This is a genomic window from Streptomyces sp. NPDC007872, from assembly GCF_042868165.1.
Classification (GTDB): Bacteria; Actinomycetota; Actinomycetes; order Streptomycetales; family Streptomycetaceae; genus Streptomyces.
In genome coordinates, this window is the sequence record NZ_JBIAEA010000001.1 from 1,213,973 (window position 1) to 1,231,929 (window position 17,957).

The 17,957-nt window shown below is 74.1% G+C and carries 14 protein-coding genes; 9 read left to right on the forward strand and 5 right to left on the reverse strand.

The genetic code is table 11. The annotated features are described in order from the left end of the window. The first annotated feature begins 118 nt into the window (after positions 1–118). The 9 genes from rimP (at position 119) to ACFYNX_RS05075 (ending at position 12,046) form a co-directional block, all read left to right on the forward strand. Positions 119–616, forward strand: coding sequence for a ribosome maturation factor RimP (rimP, locus tag ACFYNX_RS05035; protein WP_125665644.1), 498 nt, complete (start codon positions 119–121; stop codon positions 614–616). Between the two features lie 2 nt (positions 617–618). After that, positions 619–1,611, forward strand: a complete 993-nt coding sequence (gene nusA, locus ACFYNX_RS05040) for a transcription termination factor NusA (protein ID WP_388657699.1) — start codon at positions 619–621, stop codon at positions 1,609–1,611. A gap of 74 nt (positions 1,612–1,685) precedes the next feature. Continuing rightward, positions 1,686–1,967: a YlxR family protein gene (locus ACFYNX_RS05045; protein WP_365546259.1), complete on the forward strand. Its 282-nt coding sequence runs from the start codon at positions 1,686–1,688 to the stop codon at positions 1,965–1,967. Between the two features lie 145 nt (positions 1,968–2,112). Continuing rightward, entirely contained in the window at positions 2,113–5,196 is a 3,084-nt protein-coding gene (gene infB / locus ACFYNX_RS05050; protein WP_388657702.1) for a translation initiation factor IF-2, read from the forward strand. 148 nt (positions 5,197–5,344) lie between these two features. Beyond that, positions 5,345–5,638 carry a DUF503 domain-containing protein gene (locus ACFYNX_RS05055; protein ID WP_125667965.1) on the forward strand — a complete coding sequence of 98 codons (294 nt, stop codon included), beginning with the start codon at positions 5,345–5,347 and terminating at the stop codon, positions 5,636–5,638. Positions 5,639–5,667: 29 nt separating this feature from the next. Beyond that, the gene (gene rbfA / locus ACFYNX_RS05060; protein ID WP_365546253.1) at positions 5,668–6,108 is read left to right on the forward strand and encodes a 30S ribosome-binding factor RbfA; all 441 of its coding nucleotides are present in this window, start codon (positions 5,668–5,670) and stop codon (positions 6,106–6,108) included. Continuing rightward, the gene (gene truB, locus ACFYNX_RS05065) at positions 6,105–7,004 is read left to right on the forward strand and encodes a tRNA pseudouridine(55) synthase TruB (protein ID WP_365546250.1); all 900 of its coding nucleotides are present in this window, start codon (positions 6,105–6,107) and stop codon (positions 7,002–7,004) included. Before rbfA ends, truB begins: the two co-directional genes overlap by 4 nt. A 214-nt stretch (positions 7,005–7,218) precedes the next feature. Then, positions 7,219–11,046 carry a serine protease gene (locus ACFYNX_RS05070; protein WP_388657706.1) on the forward strand — a complete coding sequence of 1,276 codons (3,828 nt, stop codon included), beginning with the start codon at positions 7,219–7,221 and terminating at the stop codon, positions 11,044–11,046. A gap of 31 nt (positions 11,047–11,077) precedes the next feature. Beyond that, on the forward strand, positions 11,078–12,046 hold the full coding sequence (locus ACFYNX_RS05075; RefSeq protein ID WP_125667814.1) for a bifunctional riboflavin kinase/FAD synthetase: 969 nt from the start codon (positions 11,078–11,080) through the stop codon (positions 12,044–12,046). 14 nt (positions 12,047–12,060) lie between these two features. On the opposite strand, the gene ACFYNX_RS05080 is transcribed toward ACFYNX_RS05075, so the two are convergent. The 5 genes from ACFYNX_RS05080 to ACFYNX_RS05100 are packed head-to-tail and all read right to left on the reverse strand — an operon-like array spanning position 12,061 to position 17,919. Beyond that, the gene (locus tag ACFYNX_RS05080) at positions 12,061–13,086 is read right to left on the reverse strand and encodes an ABC transporter ATP-binding protein (RefSeq protein ID WP_388657709.1); all 1,026 of its coding nucleotides are present in this window, start codon (positions 13,084–13,086) and stop codon (positions 12,061–12,063) included. Continuing rightward, complete coding sequence (locus ACFYNX_RS05085; RefSeq protein WP_365546238.1) at positions 13,083–14,048, reverse strand: ABC transporter ATP-binding protein; 966 nt, start codon at positions 14,046–14,048, stop codon at positions 13,083–13,085. The genes ACFYNX_RS05080 and ACFYNX_RS05085 overlap by 4 nt, the downstream gene beginning before the upstream one ends. Beyond that, positions 14,045–15,019, reverse strand: a complete 975-nt coding sequence (locus ACFYNX_RS05090; protein WP_388657713.1) for an ABC transporter permease — start codon at positions 15,017–15,019, stop codon at positions 14,045–14,047. Before ACFYNX_RS05090 ends, ACFYNX_RS05085 begins: the two co-directional genes overlap by 4 nt. Continuing rightward, on the reverse strand, positions 15,016–16,077 hold the full coding sequence (locus ACFYNX_RS05095) for an ABC transporter permease (RefSeq protein WP_388657716.1): 1,062 nt from the start codon (positions 16,075–16,077) through the stop codon (positions 15,016–15,018). Before ACFYNX_RS05095 ends, ACFYNX_RS05090 begins: the two co-directional genes overlap by 4 nt. A gap of 3 nt (positions 16,078–16,080) precedes the next feature. Continuing rightward, a complete protein-coding gene (locus ACFYNX_RS05100) occupies positions 16,081–17,919 on the reverse strand; it encodes an ABC transporter substrate-binding protein (protein WP_388657857.1) in 1,839 nt (612 codons plus the stop codon). Positions 17,920–17,957 lie beyond the last annotated feature (38 nt).

The following is a 17,957-nucleotide window of genomic DNA, read 5'->3' on the forward strand; positions in this document are numbered from 1 at the left end:
CAGGCGAGCGTACCCGCGGGGCCCGGGGCGGTGGACGGCAACACCCTCCCGGACCGGATACCCTTTGGTCTGACACGCGACGACACACAACAGCACACGCGGCCGAGGAGTCACCCGGATGAGCACCACCCAGAGCGACAGGCTGCGCGGACTCGTCGAGCCGCTCGTCCGCGCGAAGGACCTGGATCTGGAAGAGATCGAGGTGTCCCGGGCGGGCCGCCGCGGACTGCTGCGGATCGTCGTCGACTCGGACGAGGGCGTGGAACTGGACGCCTGCGCCGAACTGAGCCGCGCGATCTCCGAGAAGCTGGACGAGACCGACGCGATGGGCGAGGGCGAGTACGTCCTCGAAGTCAGCTCCCCCGGCGCCGACCGCCCCCTCACCGAGCACCGCCACTACGTGCGCGCCACCGGCCGCCTCGTGCGCCTCCAGCTCGCCGAGGCGGGAGAGCTCGTCGCCCGGATCCTCGCCGTGGACGAGGACGGCCTCGACCTCGAAGTGCCGGGCGTGAAGGGGCGCAGGCCGACCGCCCGCAGGATCGGGTTCGCCGACATCTCCAAGGCGCGTGTCGAGATCGAGTTCAACCGCAAGGACAAGAAGGAAGAGGAGGCGTAGCCGTGGACATCGACGTGAAGCTTCTCAAGGGCTTGGCGCATGAGAAGGAGATCTCCTTCGACCTGCTGGTCGAGGCGATCGAGTCGGCCCTCCTCATCGCCTACCACCGCACCCCCGACGCCCGCCGCCACGCGCGCGTGGAGCTGGACCGGCAGACCGGCCACGTGACCGTCTGGGCCAAGGAGGACGCCTCCGACCTGGAGGAGGGCCAGGAGCCCAAGGACTTCGACGACACCCCCTCGGACTTCGGCCGGATCGCGGCGAGCACCGCCCGCCAGGTCATCCAGCAGCGGCTGCGGGACGCCGAGAACGACGTGACCTTCGGCGAGTACGCGCGCCGCGAGGGCGACGTCGTCGCCGGTGTGGTCCAGCAGGGCAAGGACCCGAAGAACGTCCTGGTCAGGCTGGACGACAAGCTGGAGGCCATCCTCCCGGTCCAGGAGCAGGTGCCGGGCGAGGAGTACACCCACGGCCTGCGCCTGCGGACGTACGTCGTCCGGGTCGCCAAGGGCGTCCGCGGTCCCTCCGTCACCCTGTCGCGCACCCACCCCAACCTGGTGAAGAAGCTCTTCGCCCTGGAGGTGCCGGAGATCGCGGACGGCTCGGTCGAGATCTCGGCCATCGCCCGCGAGGCCGGCCACCGCACCAAGATCGCCGTCCGCGCCACCCGTTCGGGCCTGAACCCCAAGGGCGCCTGCATCGGCCCGATGGGCAGCCGCGTCCGCAACGTGATGGCGGAGCTGCTCGGCGAGAAGATCGACATCGTCGACTGGTCGGACGACCCGGCCGAGATGGTGGCGAACGCGCTCTCCCCGGCCCGGGTCTCCAAGGTCGAGATCGTCGACCTGGCCGCCCGCTCGGCCCGGGTGACGGTGCCGGACTACCAGCTCTCCCTGGCGATCGGCAAGGAGGGGCAGAACGCCCGCCTCGCCGCCCGCCTCACCGGCTGGCGCATCGACATCCGCCCGGACACGGAGCAGGCCGAGCAGGCCTGAGACCGTTTTTGGCCAACGACTGTTCGATTCTTGCCCCGATCGGGCGAGGTCGGTACGGGGAGGTAGACTTAATCGTGTCTGGCCGGACGCACGCCCGCGTGTGCCCTGAGCGAACCTGCGTGGGATGCCGGGAGCGAGCGGCCAAGAGCGATCTGCTGCGGATCGTGGTGAACGAGGACGAGTGCGTCCCGGATCATCGCGGTACGCTGCCCGGCCGGGGTGCGTACCTGCACCCCGCCGTGGTCTGTCTCGACCTGGCGGTCCGCCGCCGAGCGTTCCCCAGGGCCTTCAGGGTCCGGGGCCCGCTCGACAGCGCGGCACTCCGCCACCACGTCGAGCGATCGGCACAGCAGTGAAGAAGTACGGCACGGAACACCGTGCGGTCAGGTACCTCGCGAGTTGGAAGTAGGTCGAGATTGCGATGAGCACTCGATGAGTACGCGATGAGTACGCCCATGAAGTAGCGACGGTCCGGCGGTAACCGGACCTCAAAGGAGCGAAGTGGCTAAGGTCCGGGTATACGAACTCGCCAAGGAGTTCGGCGTGGAGAGCAAGGTCGTCATGGCCAAGCTCCAAGAACTCGGTGAATTCGTCCGTTCGGCGTCCTCGACGATCGAGGCGCCGGTCGTGCGCAAGTTGACTGACGCTTTGCAGGGTCCCGGTGGCAACGCCGGCAAGACCGCTGCCAAGCCCGGCGCGCCCCGCAAGGCGACGCCCACCCCCGCCGCGCCGAAGCCGGCGCAGGCATCCCCCGCGCCGTCCCCGGCGCAGGCCTCTCGTCCGGCTGCCCCGAAGCCTGGCGCGCCCACCCCGGCGCCCAAGCCCGCGGCAGCGGAGAAGCCCTCGACGCCGGCCGCCCCCGGCCCGCGTCCGACCCCGGGTCCGAAGCCCGCGGCCGCGCCGAAGCCGGCACCGGCCTCCCCGGCTCCGACCACCCCGGAGTTCACCGCGCCTCCGGCGGCCCCCGCCGCCGGTCAGCAGCGTCCCGCCGGCGCGACCCCGGGCCCCCGCCCGGCCGCCCGTCCGGGCCAGCAGGCGCCCCGCCCGCAGGGCCAGGGCGCGCCGCGCCCCGGCGGCCAGCAGGCCCCCCGTCCGGGCGGTGCCCGTCCGGCCGGTCCCCGTCCGGGCAACAACCCGTTCACCTCGGGCGGCTCCACCGGCATGGCGCGCCCGCAGGCGCCCCGTCCCGGTGGCGGTGCCCCGCGTCCCGGCGGCCCCGGTGCCGTTCCGGGCGCCCCGCGTCCGCAGGGCGGCCCCGGCGGCGCCCCGCGCCCGCAGGGACAGGGCGGCGCCCGTCCGACTCCGGGCGGCATGCCCCGCCCGCAGGCTCCCCGTCCGGGCGGTGCGCCCGGCGGCAACCGTCCGAACCCGGGCATGATGCCGCAGCGTCCCGCTGCCGGCCCGCGTCCCGGCCCCGGCGGCCGTGGTCCCGGTGGCCCCGGCGGCCGTCCGGGCGGTCCCGGCGGTGGCGGCGGCGGTCGTCCTGGCTTCGCCGGTCGTCCGGCCGGTCCCGGCGGTGGCGGCGGCGGCTTCGCCGGCCGTCCCGGTGGTCCCGGTGGCGGCGGCGGTCGTCCGGGTGGTCCCGGCGGTGGCGGCGGCTTCGGCGGTCGTCCCGGCGGCTTCGGCGGTCGTCCCGGTGGTCCCGGTGGCCGTGGTGGCACGCAGGGCGCCTTCGGCCGTCCCGGCGGTCCCGCGCGTCGCGGTCGCAAGTCGAAGCGTCAGAGGCGCCAGGAGTACGAGGCCATGCAGGCCCCGTCCGTGGGCGGCGTGATGCTTCCCCGCGGCGGCGGCGAGGTCATTCGCCTGTCGCGCGGTGCCTCCCTCACCGACTTCGCCGAGAAGATCGGCGCCAACCCGGCGTCGCTCGTCGCGGTGATGATGAACCTCGGCGAGATGGTCACGGCCACGCAGTCGGTCTCCGACGACACGCTGCAGATGCTCGGCGACGAGATGAACTACCAGGTTCAGATCGTCAGCCCCGAGGAGGAGGACCGCGAGCTGCTCGAGTCCTTCGACATCGAGTTCGGCGAGGACGAGGGCGGCGAAGAGGCCCTGGTCTCCCGTCCGCCGGTCGTGACCGTCATGGGTCACGTCGACCACGGAAAGACCCGCCTCCTCGACGCGATCCGCAAGACCAACGTGGTCGCGGGCGAGGCCGGCGGCATCACCCAGCACATCGGCGCCTACCAGGTGGGCACCGAGGTCAACGGCGAAGAGCGTCGCATCACCTTCATCGACACCCCGGGTCACGAGGCGTTCACCGCCATGCGTGCCCGTGGTGCGAAGTCGACCGACATCGCGATCCTCGTGGTCGCGGCCAACGACGGCGTCATGCCGCAGACGATCGAGGCGCTCAACCACGCCAAGGCCGCCGGCGTCCCGATCGTCGTCGCGGTCAACAAGATCGACGTCGAGGGCGCGGACCCGACCAAGGTGCGCGGTCAGCTCACCGAGTTCGGTCTGGTGGCCGAGGAGTACGGCGGCGACACCATGTTCGTCGACATCTCCGCCAAGCAGGGTCTGCACATCGACTCCCTGCTCGAGGCCGTCGTCCTCACCGCCGACGCCTCGCTCGACCTGCGGGCCAACCCGAACCAGGACGCGCAGGGCATCGCGATCGAGTCCCACCTCGACCGCGGCCGCGGTGCGGTCTCGACCGTCCTGGTCCAGCGCGGAACGCTGCGCATCGGCGACACCGTGGTGGTCGGCGACGCGTACGGCCGCGTCCGGGCGATGCTCGACGACAAGGGCAACAACGTCGAGGAGGCGACCCCGTCGACTCCCGTCCTGGTGCTCGGTCTCACCAACGTGCCGGGTGCCGGCGACAACCTCCTGGTGGTCGACGAGGACCGTACGGCGCGTCAGATCGCCGAGAAGCGCGCCGCGCGCGAGCGCAACGCCGCCTTCGCCAAGCGCGTCCGCCGGGTGTCCCTCGAGGACCTCGACAAGGTGCTCAAGGCCGGTCTGGTCCAGGAACTCAACCTCATCATCAAGGGCGACGCGTCCGGTGCGGTCGAGGCCCTCGAAGCCTCGCTGCTCCAGCTCGACGTCGGCGAAGAGGTCGACATCCGCGTCCTGCACCGCGGTGTGGGTGCGGTCACGGAGTCGGACATCGACCTGGCCATGGGCTCCGACGCCATCGTCATCGGCTACAACGTCCGCGCGGCCGGCCGTGCCGCGCAGATGGCGGAGCGCGAGGGCGTCGACGTCCGGTACTACTCGGTCATCTACCAGGCGATCGAGGAGATCGAGGCGGCGCTCAAGGGCCTCCTCAAGCCGGAGTACGAAGAGGTCGAGCTCGGCACGGCGGAGATCCGCGAGGTCTTCCGCTCGTCCAAGCTGGGCAACATCGCCGGTGTCCTCATCCGCTCGGGCGAGGTCAAGCGCAACACCAAGGCGCGCCTCGTCCGCGACGGCAAGGTCATCGCCGAGGACCTCACGATCCACGGTCTGCGCCGCTTCAAGGACGACGTCACCGAGATCCGCGAAGGCTTCGAGGGCGGTATCAACCTCGGAAACTTCAACGACATCAAGATCGACGACGTCATCGCGACGTACGAGATGCGCGAGAAGCCGCGCGCCTGATCGCGTCCGATCGCAGCAGTGAGCAGGGGCCGGTCGGCGGAACTTATTCCGTCGATCGGCCCCGGCCGTTGCGTGTACGGTTCCTGGTGTACCCGCCCTGTGGTGGGCGGGGCCACTGACCCCGAACCGGCGGGACATCCGGACACACATGTACGTGGGGACACTGTCCTTCGATCTGCTCCTGGGCGACGTACGGTCGCTGAAGGAGAAGCGCTCCGTCGTCAGGCCGATCGTCGCCGAGCTCCAGCGAAAGTTCGCGGTGAGCGTGGCGGAGGTCGGCGGCCAGGACCTCCACCGGCGGACCGAGATCGGCGTCGCGATGGTGACGGGGGACCCGGGACACCTCAGCGACGTGCTGGACCGGTGCGAGCGGCTCGTCGCCGCCCGGCCGGAGGTGGAGCTGCTGTCGGTGCGCCGCAGGCTCCACACTGATGAAGACTGATTGAGCAAGGCGAAGAAGGAGAAGGACCAGTGGCCGACAACGCGCGGGCGAAGAAGCTGGCGGACCTCATCCGGGAGGTGGTCGCCGAGAAGCTGCAGCGCGGCATCAAGGACCCCCGCCTGGGTACGCACGTGACCATCACGGACACCCGCGTCACCGGTGACCTGCGGGAGGCCACGGTCTTCTACACGGTCTACGGCGACGACGAGGAGCGCGCGAGCGCCGCGGCCGGCCTGGAGAGCGCCAAGGGCGTCCTCCGTTCGGCCGTGGGCCGGGCGGCGGGGACCAAGTTCACCCCGACGCTGACCTTCGTGGCCGACGCCCTCCCGGAGAACGCCCGCACCATCGAGGACCTCCTCGACAAGGCGCGGGCCTCCGACGCCCAGGTGAGGGAGGCGTCCTCGGGCGCCGGCTTCGCGGGCGAAGCCGACCCCTACAAGAAGCCGGGCGAGGACGACACCGCCGAATGAGCGACACGACCCCCACGCCCGACGGCCTTGTCATCGTCGACAAGCCGTCGGGCTTCACTTCGCACGACGTCGTGGCCAAGATGCGCGGGATCGCGAGGACCCGCCGCGTCGGCCACGCCGGAACGCTCGACCCCATGGCCACGGGCGTCCTCGTCCTCGGCGTGGAGCGGGCGACCAAGCTCCTCGGTCACCTCGCGCTGACCGAGAAGGAGTACCTGGGCACCATCCGGCTGGGCCAGGCCACGATCACCGACGACGCCGAGGGCGAGATCACGGCGTCGGTCGACGCGTCGAAGGTCACCCGCGAGCAGATCGACGCCGGTGTGGCGGAGCTGACCGGCGCCCTCATGCAGGTGCCGTCGAAGGTCTCCGCGATCAAGATCGACGGCAAGCGGTCCTACGCGCGCGTGCGCGGCGGCGAGGAGTTCGAGATCCCGGCCCGTCCGGTCACCGTCTCCTCCTTCCGGGTGTACGACGTCCGCGAGGCCGTCGCCGAGGACGGCACCCCCGTGGTCGACCTGGTCGTCTCGGTGGTCTGTTCCTCCGGCACGTACATCCGGGCGCTCGCCCGGGACCTCGGTGCCGGGCTCGGCGTGGGCGGCCACCTGACCGCGCTGCGCCGCACCCGGGTCGGTCCGTACAAGCTGGACTCGGCCAGGACCCTGGAGCAGCTCCAGGAGGAGCTGACGGTCATGCCGGTCGCGGACGCGGCCGCGGCGGCGTTCCCGCGCTGGGACGTCGACGAGAAGCGCGCCCGGCTGCTGCTCAACGGCGTCCGCCTGGAGATGCCGGAGTACCCCAAGGGTCCCGTCGCGGTCTTCGGACCGGAGGGGAAGCTGTTCGCCCTGGTCGAGGACCAGCGGGGCAAGGCGAAGAGCCTCGCCGTCTTCGGCTGACGAGCTGACGGGCCGACAGGCCTCGGGCCCATGAGTGGGGCGGGTACGCGCGCGCGTGCCCGCCCCACTCTCGTTCCCCCACGGGACCCTTGTCCGCGAAAGTCACGGAAATTCACTCCACCGGGGAGGCGCTCGGAGCGAACGGGGGAGTGAGAGGGGGCGCGTTCCCCCGCGCGCGCCGTCGTGTGATCACGGGCCGCCTACCGTCGTCACCATGGGACGCGGGGACCTGGCGACGCTGGTGCGGATCTGCGATCCGGCGGGCCGGACGCGCGGCACCGGCTTCCTCGCCGACCACCACGGGACGGTCGTCACCAGCCACGAGGCCGTCGACGGGCTCAGCCGCGTCCTGCTGCGCGCCCCCGGCGACCGGAGCTGGCTCGCCGAGGCCGGGGCCGTCACCCCCCTGCCCGAGAGCGGGCTCGCCCTCGTCCGCAGCGAAGGGCTTGGCGTCCGCCCCCTGCCGCTCGCCACCCGTCCCGAGATCGAGCCCGGCACCTACGTCCGGATCGAGGCCCACGGCTGGCGCGAGGCGCGCGTCCTCGGATCCGTCGCCGTCACGTACACCGCCGCCGACCGCTTCCACGACCTCGACGAGGCCCTCGCACTCGCCATCGGCACCGAGGGCGCCGAGGCGCTCCGCCGCGACGGCCGGGCCGCCGGCAGCCCCGTCCTCGACACCGCCACCGGCACCGTCCTCGCCGTCCTCGGCACCGCCCTCCACGGCGGCCGCCGGGCCGCCGGGTACGCGGTCCCGCTCCGGCCCGACGGTCCGCTCACCGCCCTGCTGCGGCGCAACGCCGCCACCGTCCCCGCCTACGGCCCCGACCTCAACCTCGCCGGGATCCTCGAACTCACCGCCACCTCCACCGGCCCCGTACGGGACCCCGGGCCCTGGCCCGAGCCCGTCGAGCGTGCCGACCGCGCCCGCGAACTCGACCGCTTCACCACCGGGGAGGCCCCCGTCCTCGCCCTGGTCGGCGCCCCCGGCACCGGCCGCACCACCGCCCTCGCCGCGCTCTGCGCCCGCCGCGCCCGGGGCGAGGCCCCGGCCCCCACCGTCCGGCTGCGCGGCGCCGACCTGCACGCCGAGGACCGCTCCCTCGCCGACGCCGTCGGCCGCGCCCTGGACCGGGCCGGCCGCGTCGTCGCCGCCTCCGGCGCCCCCGGCGACACCACCACCGCCACCCCCGAGCGGGCCGCCGCCCTCGCCCGGGAGGCCGGCCGGCCGCTCCTCGTCGTCCTCGACGGCCCCGAGGAGATGCCCCCGCTCCTCGCCCACCGGCTCCCCGCCTGGACCGCGGCCACCGAACGGTGGCTCCGCGCCCACGGGGTCCGGCTCGCCACCGCCTGCCGCCCCGAGCACTGGGAGCGGGCGGGCGCCCTCTACGGCCCGGAGGCCCTGTACCGCCCCGCGCCCGGGGACGGCGGGGACGGGGACGGCGGGACCGGGTACGACGGGACCGGGCTCCCCCCGGCCGTCGTCCTCGGCCCGTACACCGAGGCGGAGGCGCGGACCGTACGGGAGGGGTACGGGCTCCGCGAGACGGACCTCGCCGAGGCGGACGCCCGGCACCCGCTCGCCCTGCGGCTGCTCGCCGAGGTGCGGGCCGCGCTGCCCGGAGGGGTGCCGGGGCGGCCCTGCCGCGAGGAGGTCTTCACCGCCCACCTCGACCTGGTGTGCCTGCGGACCGCCGTCCGGATCGCCGCCGGCACCCTCCCCCCGGTCCGGGGGACCGCCGTCCGCCGGCTCGCCGCGCGCGTGACCGGCCGGGTCCACGAGGCGGCCCGCCGGTGCCTCGGCCCCGGCCACGGCGTCCTCGACCGGGCCTCCTTCGAGGAGCTGTTCCCCTGGCGGGAGGGCTGGGCCCCGGCCGTCCTCACCGAGGGCCTCCTCGTCCCGGCGGGCTCCGGCTACCGCTTCGCCCACGAGGAGTTCGCCGACTGGCTCCAGGCCGCCCACCTCGACCTGGACACGGCCCTGCACGCCCTGGTCCACGCCCACCACGCCTCCGACGGGGGCCCGGCGCCGGGGATTCCGGAGACCCCCGGCCACGGGACCGACCCGGCCGCCCGTGCCTCAGGCCCGGTCGCCCCCGTCCCAGGCCCGGTCGCCCTCGCCCACGGGACCGCCCCGGCCACGTCCGGCCGCGAGGCCGGCCCGGCCGCCCACGGCCATGGGACCGACCCGAACGCCCACGCCCACGACCCGGCCGGCACCGGCCGCGAGCACGCGGATGTCCCGCGCCCCGGAGGTCCGGACACCCCGGAGCCTTCGGCCGGACCGGACGTCCCCCGCCCCCTCGGCCGTACGGGCGCGGGCGTCCCGTCCCCCGCCGGAGCGGCCGGTCCCGGCCCCGCCGTGCCCCGGCCCCGGGCCGCCGGGGACGCGCGAGCGTCCGACGGGCCGCCGCCCGTGCCCCGGCACCGGATCGGGCCCGTGCTCCAGGCCCTGCTACTCGCGGGCCGGGAGCGCGGGGCGGGCGGGCTCGGGCAGCGGCTCGGCGGGCTCGTGGAGGCGCTCGGGCGGTTCGCGGACGCCGGGGAGGACGACGGGGACGGGGCCTGGTGGGCCGCGCGGCTGCTCGCGGAGGGCCTGCGGCGGGTGCCGGACCCCCGCGCCCACCTGCCCGTCCTGCGGCTGCTCGCCGACCGGATCGGCGCCCGCCCGGGACGGCCCCCCGCCTTCGCCGCCTTCGGGCCGGAGTTCTGGCGGGGCCTCGCGGTCGGCGAGGACGAGCGGATCGACCTGCTGCGCCGGCTCGTCACCGCCGACCCGCCGGGCGAGGACCGCTGGTGCCGCACGGTCGCGGAGCTGCTCGCCGCCGATCCCCGGGGCGTCCAGCCGCTCCTGTGCCGCTGGTTCGGCGACGAGCGGCCGCTGCCCGCGGCCCCGCACGCCACCGTCGCCACCACCGCCCGGGCCCTCCTGCACGCCCACCGGCACCTCGCCGTCGACGACCTGTGCGAGGCGCTCGTCGCCACCGCCCACCCCCTCGCCGAAGACCTCCTGGCCACCCTCGCCCGGGACGAGACCTCCGCCCTCTGCCGGGCCGTCGACCGCTGGGCCCACGACGACGGGCGCCCCGAGCGGCGCGCCGCGGCCGCCGCGTACGGACGCCCGGCCGCCGACCGCGCCACCCTCCCCGCCGACCGCGAACTCCTGCGCTACGCCGCCCTCGCCCTCCTCGCCCGCCCCGCCGACCGGGACCTGCACGGCGCCGCCCTCGGCCTCCTGATCCGCGACCCCGAGACCCGCGCCCGCCACCTGCCCCGCGCCGCCACCGAACCCGGCGTCCCCCTCGACGCCCTCGTCGACGCCCTCGCCACCCACCCCGGGGAGGTCCTCGACGCCCTCCGGTTCCGGCTCGACGCCACCGGCGAGGACCCGGCCGCCGTCCTGGGGGCCCTCGCCGGGATCGACACGCCCGCCCTCGCCCGCCGCGCCGCCGTCCTCGTCCGCGACCAGGCCCTCCTCCACCCCGGCAGCGCCCCGCACGTGGCCGCCTTCACGGACCGGCGCCTCGAAGCCGGACCCGAGGCGAGGGCCGTGCTGTTCCCCCTGGTCACCGGCCTGATCCGGAGCGGGCCCGTGGTCCTCCGGTGCGCCCTCGCCCCCGTGCTCGCCGCCCCCGGCACCGGCGCCTCCCGCCACCTGCGGGCCGAGCTGCTCGACGTACTCCTGGAGCACGAGCGGCACCGGGCCGGTGCCGGGGAGCTCTCCGTCCTGGAGGCCCTCGTGACCGCCGCCGCCGAGGACGCGGAGCGGCGCAGCGAGCCCCGCACCCGGCAGCTCACCCACCGGGCCGGGCTGCTGTGCGTCCGCACCCCCGAGGGCGCCGCACGGCTCGACCGGCTCCTCGCCGCCCTCGTCCGCGAGCGGCCCGTCTTCACCGACCTCCTCGGCGGCTGGATCGTCGCCGCGCCCGGCGACTGGGCCCCGCTGCTCGGCGTCGAGGCCCTCGACGCGCTGCGCCGCCCCGGCACTTCCATGCCGATGCGTGCCGACGGGCGTGGGCATGGCAGTCTTAGACCTGCGTAATCGGCGAACAGGCGGACGAGGAGCGGTCACAGTGCAGCGCTGGCGTGGTTTGGAGGACATCCCCCAGGACTGGGGGCGCAGCGTCGTCACCATCGGCTCCTACGACGGGGTGCACCGCGGGCACCAGCTCATCGTCGGGCGGGCCGTCGAGCGCGCCCGCGAGCTCGGCGTCCCCTCCGTCGTGGTCACCTTCGACCCGCACCCCTCCGAGGTCGTGCGGCCCGGCAGCCACCCGCCGCTGCTCGCCCCGCACCACCGGCGCGCCGAGCTGATGGCCGGCCTCGGCGTGGACGCGGTGCTCGTGCTGCCGTTCACCGCCGAGTTCTCCCAGCTCTCCCCGGCCGACTTCATCGTCAAGGTCCTCGTCGACAAGCTGCACGCCCGGGCCGTCATCGAGGGCCCCAACTTCCGCTTCGGCCACCGGGCCGCCGGGAACGTCGCCTTCCTCGCCGAGCTCGGCGCCACCTACGACTACGAGGTCGAGGTCGTCGACCTGTACGTCAGCGGCAGTGCGGGCGGCGGCGAACCCTTCTCCTCCACCCTCACCCGCCGGCTGGTCGCCGAGGGCGACATGGCCGGGGCCGCCGAGATCCTCGGCCGCCCGCACCGCGTCGAGGGCGTCGTGGTCCGCGGCGCCCAGCGCGGCCGCGAACTCGGCTTCCCCACCGCCAACGTCGAGACCCTGCCGCACACCGCGATCCCGGCCGACGGCGTCTACGCGGGCTGGCTGACGGCCGCCGGCGAGCGGATGCCGGCGGCCATCTCGGTCGGCACGAACCCCCAGTTCGACGGCACCGAACGGACCGTCGAGGCGTACGCGATCGACCGCGAGGGGCTCGACCTGTACGGGCTGCACGTGGCCGTCGACTTCCTGGCGTACGTGCGCGGGATGCTGCGGTTCGACACCCTGGACGACCTGCTCCTGGCCATGGCGGACGACGTGAAGCGCTGCCGCGAGCTGACCGGGGAGTACGACCGGGAGCACCCGGAGCGCGTCTGACCCGCCGGGTCCGGTCAGACCGCCCCCTTCCGCTCCTCCCGCTCCACCCAGTGGCAGGCCACCGCGCCCGCCCCGCCGCCGGGCAGGACCGGCGGGTCCTCGCCCCGGCAGCGGTCCGCGACCGCCGCCGCCGCGCCCGAGGCCAGGACCTGGCAGCGGGCGTGGAAGCGGCATCCGGAGGGGATCCGGGACGGGTCCGGGGGCTCCCCGGCCAGCACCACCGGCGCCTCCTCGGACTCCGGGAGCACCGAGAGCAGCGCCCGCGTGTACGGGTGCCGGGGGTTCGTCAGGACGGACTCCACCGGGCCCGTCTCCACGATCCGGCCCAGGTACATCACCGCCACCCGGTCCGCGATGTTCCACGCGAGGCCCAGGTCGTGCGTCACCACCAGGGCCGACAGGCCCAGTTCGTCGCGCAGGCGCAGCAGCAGCGCCAGGATCTCGCCCCGTACGGACGCGTCCAGGGAGGCCACCGGCTCGTCCGCGACGATCAGTTCGGGCTCCAGGACGAGCGCGCCCGCGATGACCACCCGCTGCCGCTGCCCGCCGGACAGCTCGTGCGGATAGCGCAGGAAGAAGCGCTCCGGCGGGCGCAGTCCGGCCCGCGCGAGCGCCCCGGCGACGGCGGCCCGCTCGTCCCCCGCGTACCCGTGGATCCGCAGCCCCTCCGCCACCGCGTCGTACACGGTGTGCCGGGGGTTCAGCGAGCCGCTCGGGTCCTGGAGGACCAACTGCGCCCGCTTCCGGTAGGACTTGAGCGCTCCGGAGGAGTACGCGAGCGGCTTCCCGTCGAAGGAGACCGTGCCCGACGTGGGCCGGACCAGGCCGAGCAGCGAGCGGGCCAGGGTCGTCTTGCCGCAGCCCGACTCGCCCACGAGGGCCACGATCTCGCCCGCGCCGACGTCCAGGTCCACCCCGTCCACCGCCCGTGCGGGCGGCGCGCCCCGGCGCCCGGGGAAGACCACGCGCAGGTCCCGGGCCGAGAGCAGCGATCCGGTCGCCGTCCCCGGCTCCGGGCGCGCGGTGGTGTCCGTCGTCATGAAGCGCTCCCCACGTGCACGCAGGCGGCCCGGCGCTCCGCGCCGGCCTCCCGCAGTTCCTGGTCCAGGTCCCCGCAGACGTCGAGCGCCACCGGGCAGCGCGGGTGGAAGGCGCAGCCGCCCGGCAGGGCGGCCGGGTCCGGCGGATCGCCCGGCAGGCCGCGCGGCGCACGCCGGGACGCGGGGTCGCCGATGCGCGGGAACGCCGAGGACAGCGCCCGCCCGTAGGGGTGCGCGGCCGCCTCGTACACCTCCCGTGCCGGGCCCTCCTCGACGATCCGGCCCGCGTACATCACGGCGAGCCGGTCGCAGGTGTCGGCGAGGACCGCCAGGTCGTGGCTGATCATCAGGAGGCTGATCGACTGCTCGGCGACCAGGCCCTCGATCAGGCGCAGGATCTGCGCCTGGATCATCACGTCGAGGGCGGTCGTCGGCTCGTCCGCGACGATCAGCCGGGGATCGCAGGCGAGCGCCATCGCGATCATCACGCGCTGCCGCTGCCCGCCGGACAGCTCGTGCGGGTAGGCGGCGGCGCGGGCGGCGGGCAGGCCGACGTGTTCGAGCAGCTCGCCGACCCGCTCGCGGGCCGCCGCCGGGGTCGCCCGGCCGTGCACGAGCAGCGGCTCCGCGATCTGGTCCCCGATCCGGTGCACGGCGTTCAGCGAGTGCATCGCGCCCTGGAAGACGATCGACGCGCCCGCCCAGCGCACGGCCCGCAGCCGCCCCCACGACATCGTGAGGACGTCCTCGCCGTCGAGCAGGATCTCGCCCTCCAGGCGCGCCGACGCCGGGAGCAGCCGGAGCAGCGCGAGCGCGAGCGTCGACTTGCCGCAGCCGGACTCGCCGGCCACGCCCAGCTTGGTGCCCGCCTCCAGGGTCAGGTCGACCCCGCGCACGGCGGGCACGGCCGCCGCGCCCGACCCGTACGTCACCCTGAGGTCCCGTACCTCCAGGAGGCTCATCGCCCCACCCCCAGCTTCGGGTTGAGCACGGACTCGACGGCCCGGCCGCACAGCGTGAACGCGAGCGCGACCAGGGCGATCGCGATCCCGGGCGGGGCCAGGTACCACCAGTGCCCGGAGGAGACCGCGCCGGCCTCGCGGGCGTCCTGGAGCATCCCGCCCCAGGAGACCACCGTCGGGTCGCCCAGGCCCAGGAAGGCGAGGGTGGCCTCGGTGAGGATGGCGGTCGAGATGCCGAGCGTGGTCTGCGCGAGGACCAGCGGCATCACGTTCGGCAGCACGTGCCGGGTCATGACGTGCCGGTGGCCGCCGCCGAGCGCGGTCGCCCGCTCGATGTACGGGCGGGACTCCACCGCGATGGTCTGCGCCCGCACCAGGCGGGCGGTGGTCGGCCAGGAGGTCACCCCGATCGCCAGGACCACCGTCCACATCGAGCGGGACATCACGGTGGCGAGCACGATCGCCAGGACCAGCGTCGGCATCACCAGGAACCAGTCGGTGATCCGCATGACGACGGTCGAGAACCAGCCGCCGTAGTGCCCGGCGACGATCCCCACCAGGGTGCCGATGGCGACCGAGAGGGCCGCCGCGAGCAGACCGACGAGCAGCGAGATCCGCGCCCCCCAGACCAGCAGCCCGAGCAGCGAGCGCCCGAACTGGTCGGTGCCGAGCGGGAACCCGGCGCTCGGGGACTCCAGGGCCGTGCCCGGCGCCTCCGTCACCGACTGCACGTCGGCGCCGACGAGCAGCGGGGCGGCGAGCGCGAGCAGGGCGATCAGGACGAGCCCGGCGAGGCCGTAGAGCCCGGCGCGGTGGGTGCGGTACTGCCTCCAGAAGCGGACCGCCGAGGCCTTGCGGCGCTGCCGGGCGAGGGAGGCCGCGGAGGGCGGCTTCCGCGCGGGTTCGGGGACGGCGGGAGGGGGTTCCAGGGGCTCCGGCGCGGGTGTCGCGGAGGTCGTGGAGGAGGTCATCGGCCCACCCGGGGGTCGAGCAGCGGATAGAGCAGGTCGGCGAGCAGGTTCATCAGGATCATCGCTCCGGCGAAGACCACGAACAGGCCCTGCACGAGCGGCAGGTCGGGCACGCTGAGCGCCTGGTAGAAGAGCCCGCCGAGCCCCGGCCAGGAGAACACCGTCTCCACCAGGATCGAACCCGCCGCCACGTGGCCCAGGTTGATGAAGATCATGGTCACGGTCGGGAGCAGCGCGTTCGGCACCGCGTGCCTGCGGCGCACGACGTCGTCGCGCAGCCCCTTCGCCCGCGCCGTCGTCAGGTAGTCGCCGCCCATCTCGTCCAGGAGCGAGGAGCGCATCACGAGCAGCGTCTGCGCGTAGCCGACCGCCACCAGGGTCACCACCGGCAGGACCAGGTGGTGGGCGACGTCCAGGACGTACGCGAGACCGGTCTCGCCCGTGCCCGACTCCATGCCGCCGGTCGGGAAGAGCCCCGGGACCGGGCCCGCGCCGACGGAGAACACGATGATGAGGAGCAGGCCGAGCCAGAAGGACGGGACCGACCACAGGGTCAGCGCGATCCCGGTGTTCAGCTTGTCCCCCCGGCCGCCGTGGCGCCAGGCCGAGCGGGTGCCGAGCCACAGCCCGAGCGCCGAGTAGATCACCACGGCGACCCCGGTGAGCAGCAGCGTCGCCGGAAGCTTCTCCCCGATCAGCTCCCCGACGGGGGCGCGGAACTGGAACGAGGTGCCGAGGTCGCCCGTCAGGGCCTTCGCGCAGTAGTCGGCGAACTGCTGCCAGAGCGGCAGATCGAGGCCGAACTGCCTCCTCAGCGTGGCCAGTTGCCCGGCCGAGGTGGGCAGGCCGTGGGTCATCGCCTTCACCGGGTCGCCGGGGATGATCCGGAACAGGAAGAAGCTGGTGACGAGCACGGCGAAGAGCGAGACGAGCGCGCCGCCCAGCTTTCCCGCCGCGTGGCGGAGGTAGCCGGAGGAGGCGCCGGTGCGGGGCGCGCCGTCCGCGGCGCGGGCCTGGTCGGCCCGCACCACGTCGGCGGGGGTGCTGGTCGTCGTCACGGACTACTCGCGGTCGTCGGCGGTGGACCGGCGGCGCAGGCCGAGGACGACGCCGAGGCCGACCACGACCACCACGGCCGCGCCGATGCCGACGATCACCCCGGTGGAGGAGCCGCCGCCCTCGGACCCGCCGGAGGCCGAGGCCGCCGGCACGGCCGACCACCAGCTCCAGTAGCCGTCCTGGCCCCACAGGTTCCCGGCGGCCTCGGGCATGGTCGTGATGGACGCGATCTGGTCCGTGCGGTACGCCTCCAGGGCGTTCGGATAGGCCATGACGTTCATGTACCCCGTGTCGTACAGGCGGGACTGCATCCGCTTCACCAGATCCGCCCGCTTGGCGGTGTCGTACTCCACCGCCTGCTGCGCGTAGAGCCCGTCGAACTCCTCGTCGCAGATGAAGTTGTCGGTGGCCCCGCTGTCCTTCGGGGTGGCCGGGAGGGCGCCGCAGGTGTGGATGGAGAGGACGTAGTCCGGGTCGGGGTTGACCGACCAGCCGTCGAACGCGAGGTCGTAGTCGCCCTTCGTCCACGGGTCCGAGACGCTGTCCAGGCACTCGACCTTCAGGCCGATGCCGAGCTTCCCCCACCACTCCTGGAGGTACTTGCCGACCGCCTTGTCGTTCGGGTCGGTGGCGTGACAGAGGATCCGGAAGTCCAGCGGCCTGCCGTCCTTGCCGACCCGCTTGCCCCCGGCGCCCTTGCGGTACCCGGCGGCGTCGAGGACCTTCGCCGCCTCCTCCGGGTCGTACGTCCGCTCCTGGCCGCCGTCGGGCTTCCAGAAGTACGAGCCGAAGCGGGGCGGGACGTACCCCTCGCCCTCGACGGCGTGTCCCTGGAAGACCTTGTCGACGAGGGTGGCGCGGTCGACCGCGAGGAAGAGCGCCTTGCGCACGGCCGGGTCGAGCAGCGCCTTGTGCCCGTTGCCGAACGTCTTCCCGTCCCGCGCCCGGGCGCCCGGGTTGGTGGCGAGGGCGTAGAAGCGGCGGCCCGGGGCGTCGTTGACCCTGATGTTCCTCTGGGTCTTCAGCGCGTCGGCCTGGGCCGGCGTCAGGTTCGGTACGAAGGACACCTCGCCCTTCTGGAGGGCGGCGACGGCGGCGTCCCCGTCCTTGTAGTACTTGAAGACCAGCTCGTCGAACCTGGGCGCGCCCCGCCAGAACTTCTTGTTCGGCTTGAGCCTGACGTACTGGTCGACCTTGTAGTCGGTGATGACGAAGGGCCCGTTGCCCACGATGGGGAACTGCTTGTCGTTGTTGAACTTCGAGAAGTCGCCGACCTTCTCCCAGACGTGCTTCGGCACGATCGGCACGTCGAGCGCGGTCATCGTCGCCTGCGGCTTCTTCAGCTTGATGACGAGGGTCTTCGCGTCGGGCGCGGTGACCTTCTCGAAGTTGGAGGTGAAGCTGCCGTTGGCGGTGGCGGCGTTCGGGTCGGTCATCATCTTGTTGAAGGTCCAGGCCGCGTCCGCTGCGGTCGCCTGCGTCCCGTCCGACCAGAACGAGTCCCCGCGGATCGTGTACGTCCAGGTCAGCTTGTCGGGGGAGGGCTTCCACTCGGTCGCCAGGCCCGGGACCGTACGGGCGTCCTTCGGGTCGTAGTTCGTCAGGTACTCGTAGGCCAGGCGGTGGATGCTCGTCGAGGTGAGCTTCTGGGCGAGGAACGGGCTCAGCGAGTCGATGCTCTGCGAGACCGCCACCGTGAGGGTGGTGCCGCCGGGCTTCTCGTCCTCCGCCCGCGCGGTGCCGGGGACGACGACGAGCGAGGTGGCGGCGAGACCGGAGGCGAGCAGGATCCGGAGGGGTCTGCGGGCGGGGGCGGGGCGGGGTGGGACCTTCGTGACCATGACCATGGGACGTGACCTCGCGTCGGGGTTTCTGTCGT

Excerpts from the sequence above, each read along its gene's own strand:
- ACFYNX_RS05080 (WP_388657709.1), bottom strand. The coding sequence starts at position 13,086 with ATGACGACGGACACCACCGCGCGCCCGGAGCCGGGGACGGCGACCGGA.
- ACFYNX_RS05055 (WP_125667965.1), top strand. The coding sequence starts at position 5,345 with ATGTACGTGGGGACACTGTCCTTCGATCTGCTCCTGGGCGACGTACGG.
- truB (WP_365546250.1), top strand. The coding sequence starts at position 6,105 with ATGAGCGACACGACCCCCACGCCCGACGGCCTTGTCATCGTCGACAAG.
- ACFYNX_RS05090 (WP_388657713.1), bottom strand. The coding sequence starts at position 15,019 with ATGACCTCCTCCACGACCTCCGCGACACCCGCGCCGGAGCCCCTGGAA.
- ACFYNX_RS05100 (WP_388657857.1), bottom strand. The coding sequence starts at position 17,919 with ATGGTCACGAAGGTCCCACCCCGCCCCGCCCCCGCCCGCAGACCCCTC.
- rimP (WP_125665644.1), top strand. The coding sequence starts at position 119 with ATGAGCACCACCCAGAGCGACAGGCTGCGCGGACTCGTCGAGCCGCTC.
- ACFYNX_RS05085 (WP_365546238.1), bottom strand. The coding sequence starts at position 14,048 with ATGAGCCTCCTGGAGGTACGGGACCTCAGGGTGACGTACGGGTCGGGC.
- ACFYNX_RS05070 (WP_388657706.1), top strand. The coding sequence starts at position 7,219 with ATGGGACGCGGGGACCTGGCGACGCTGGTGCGGATCTGCGATCCGGCG.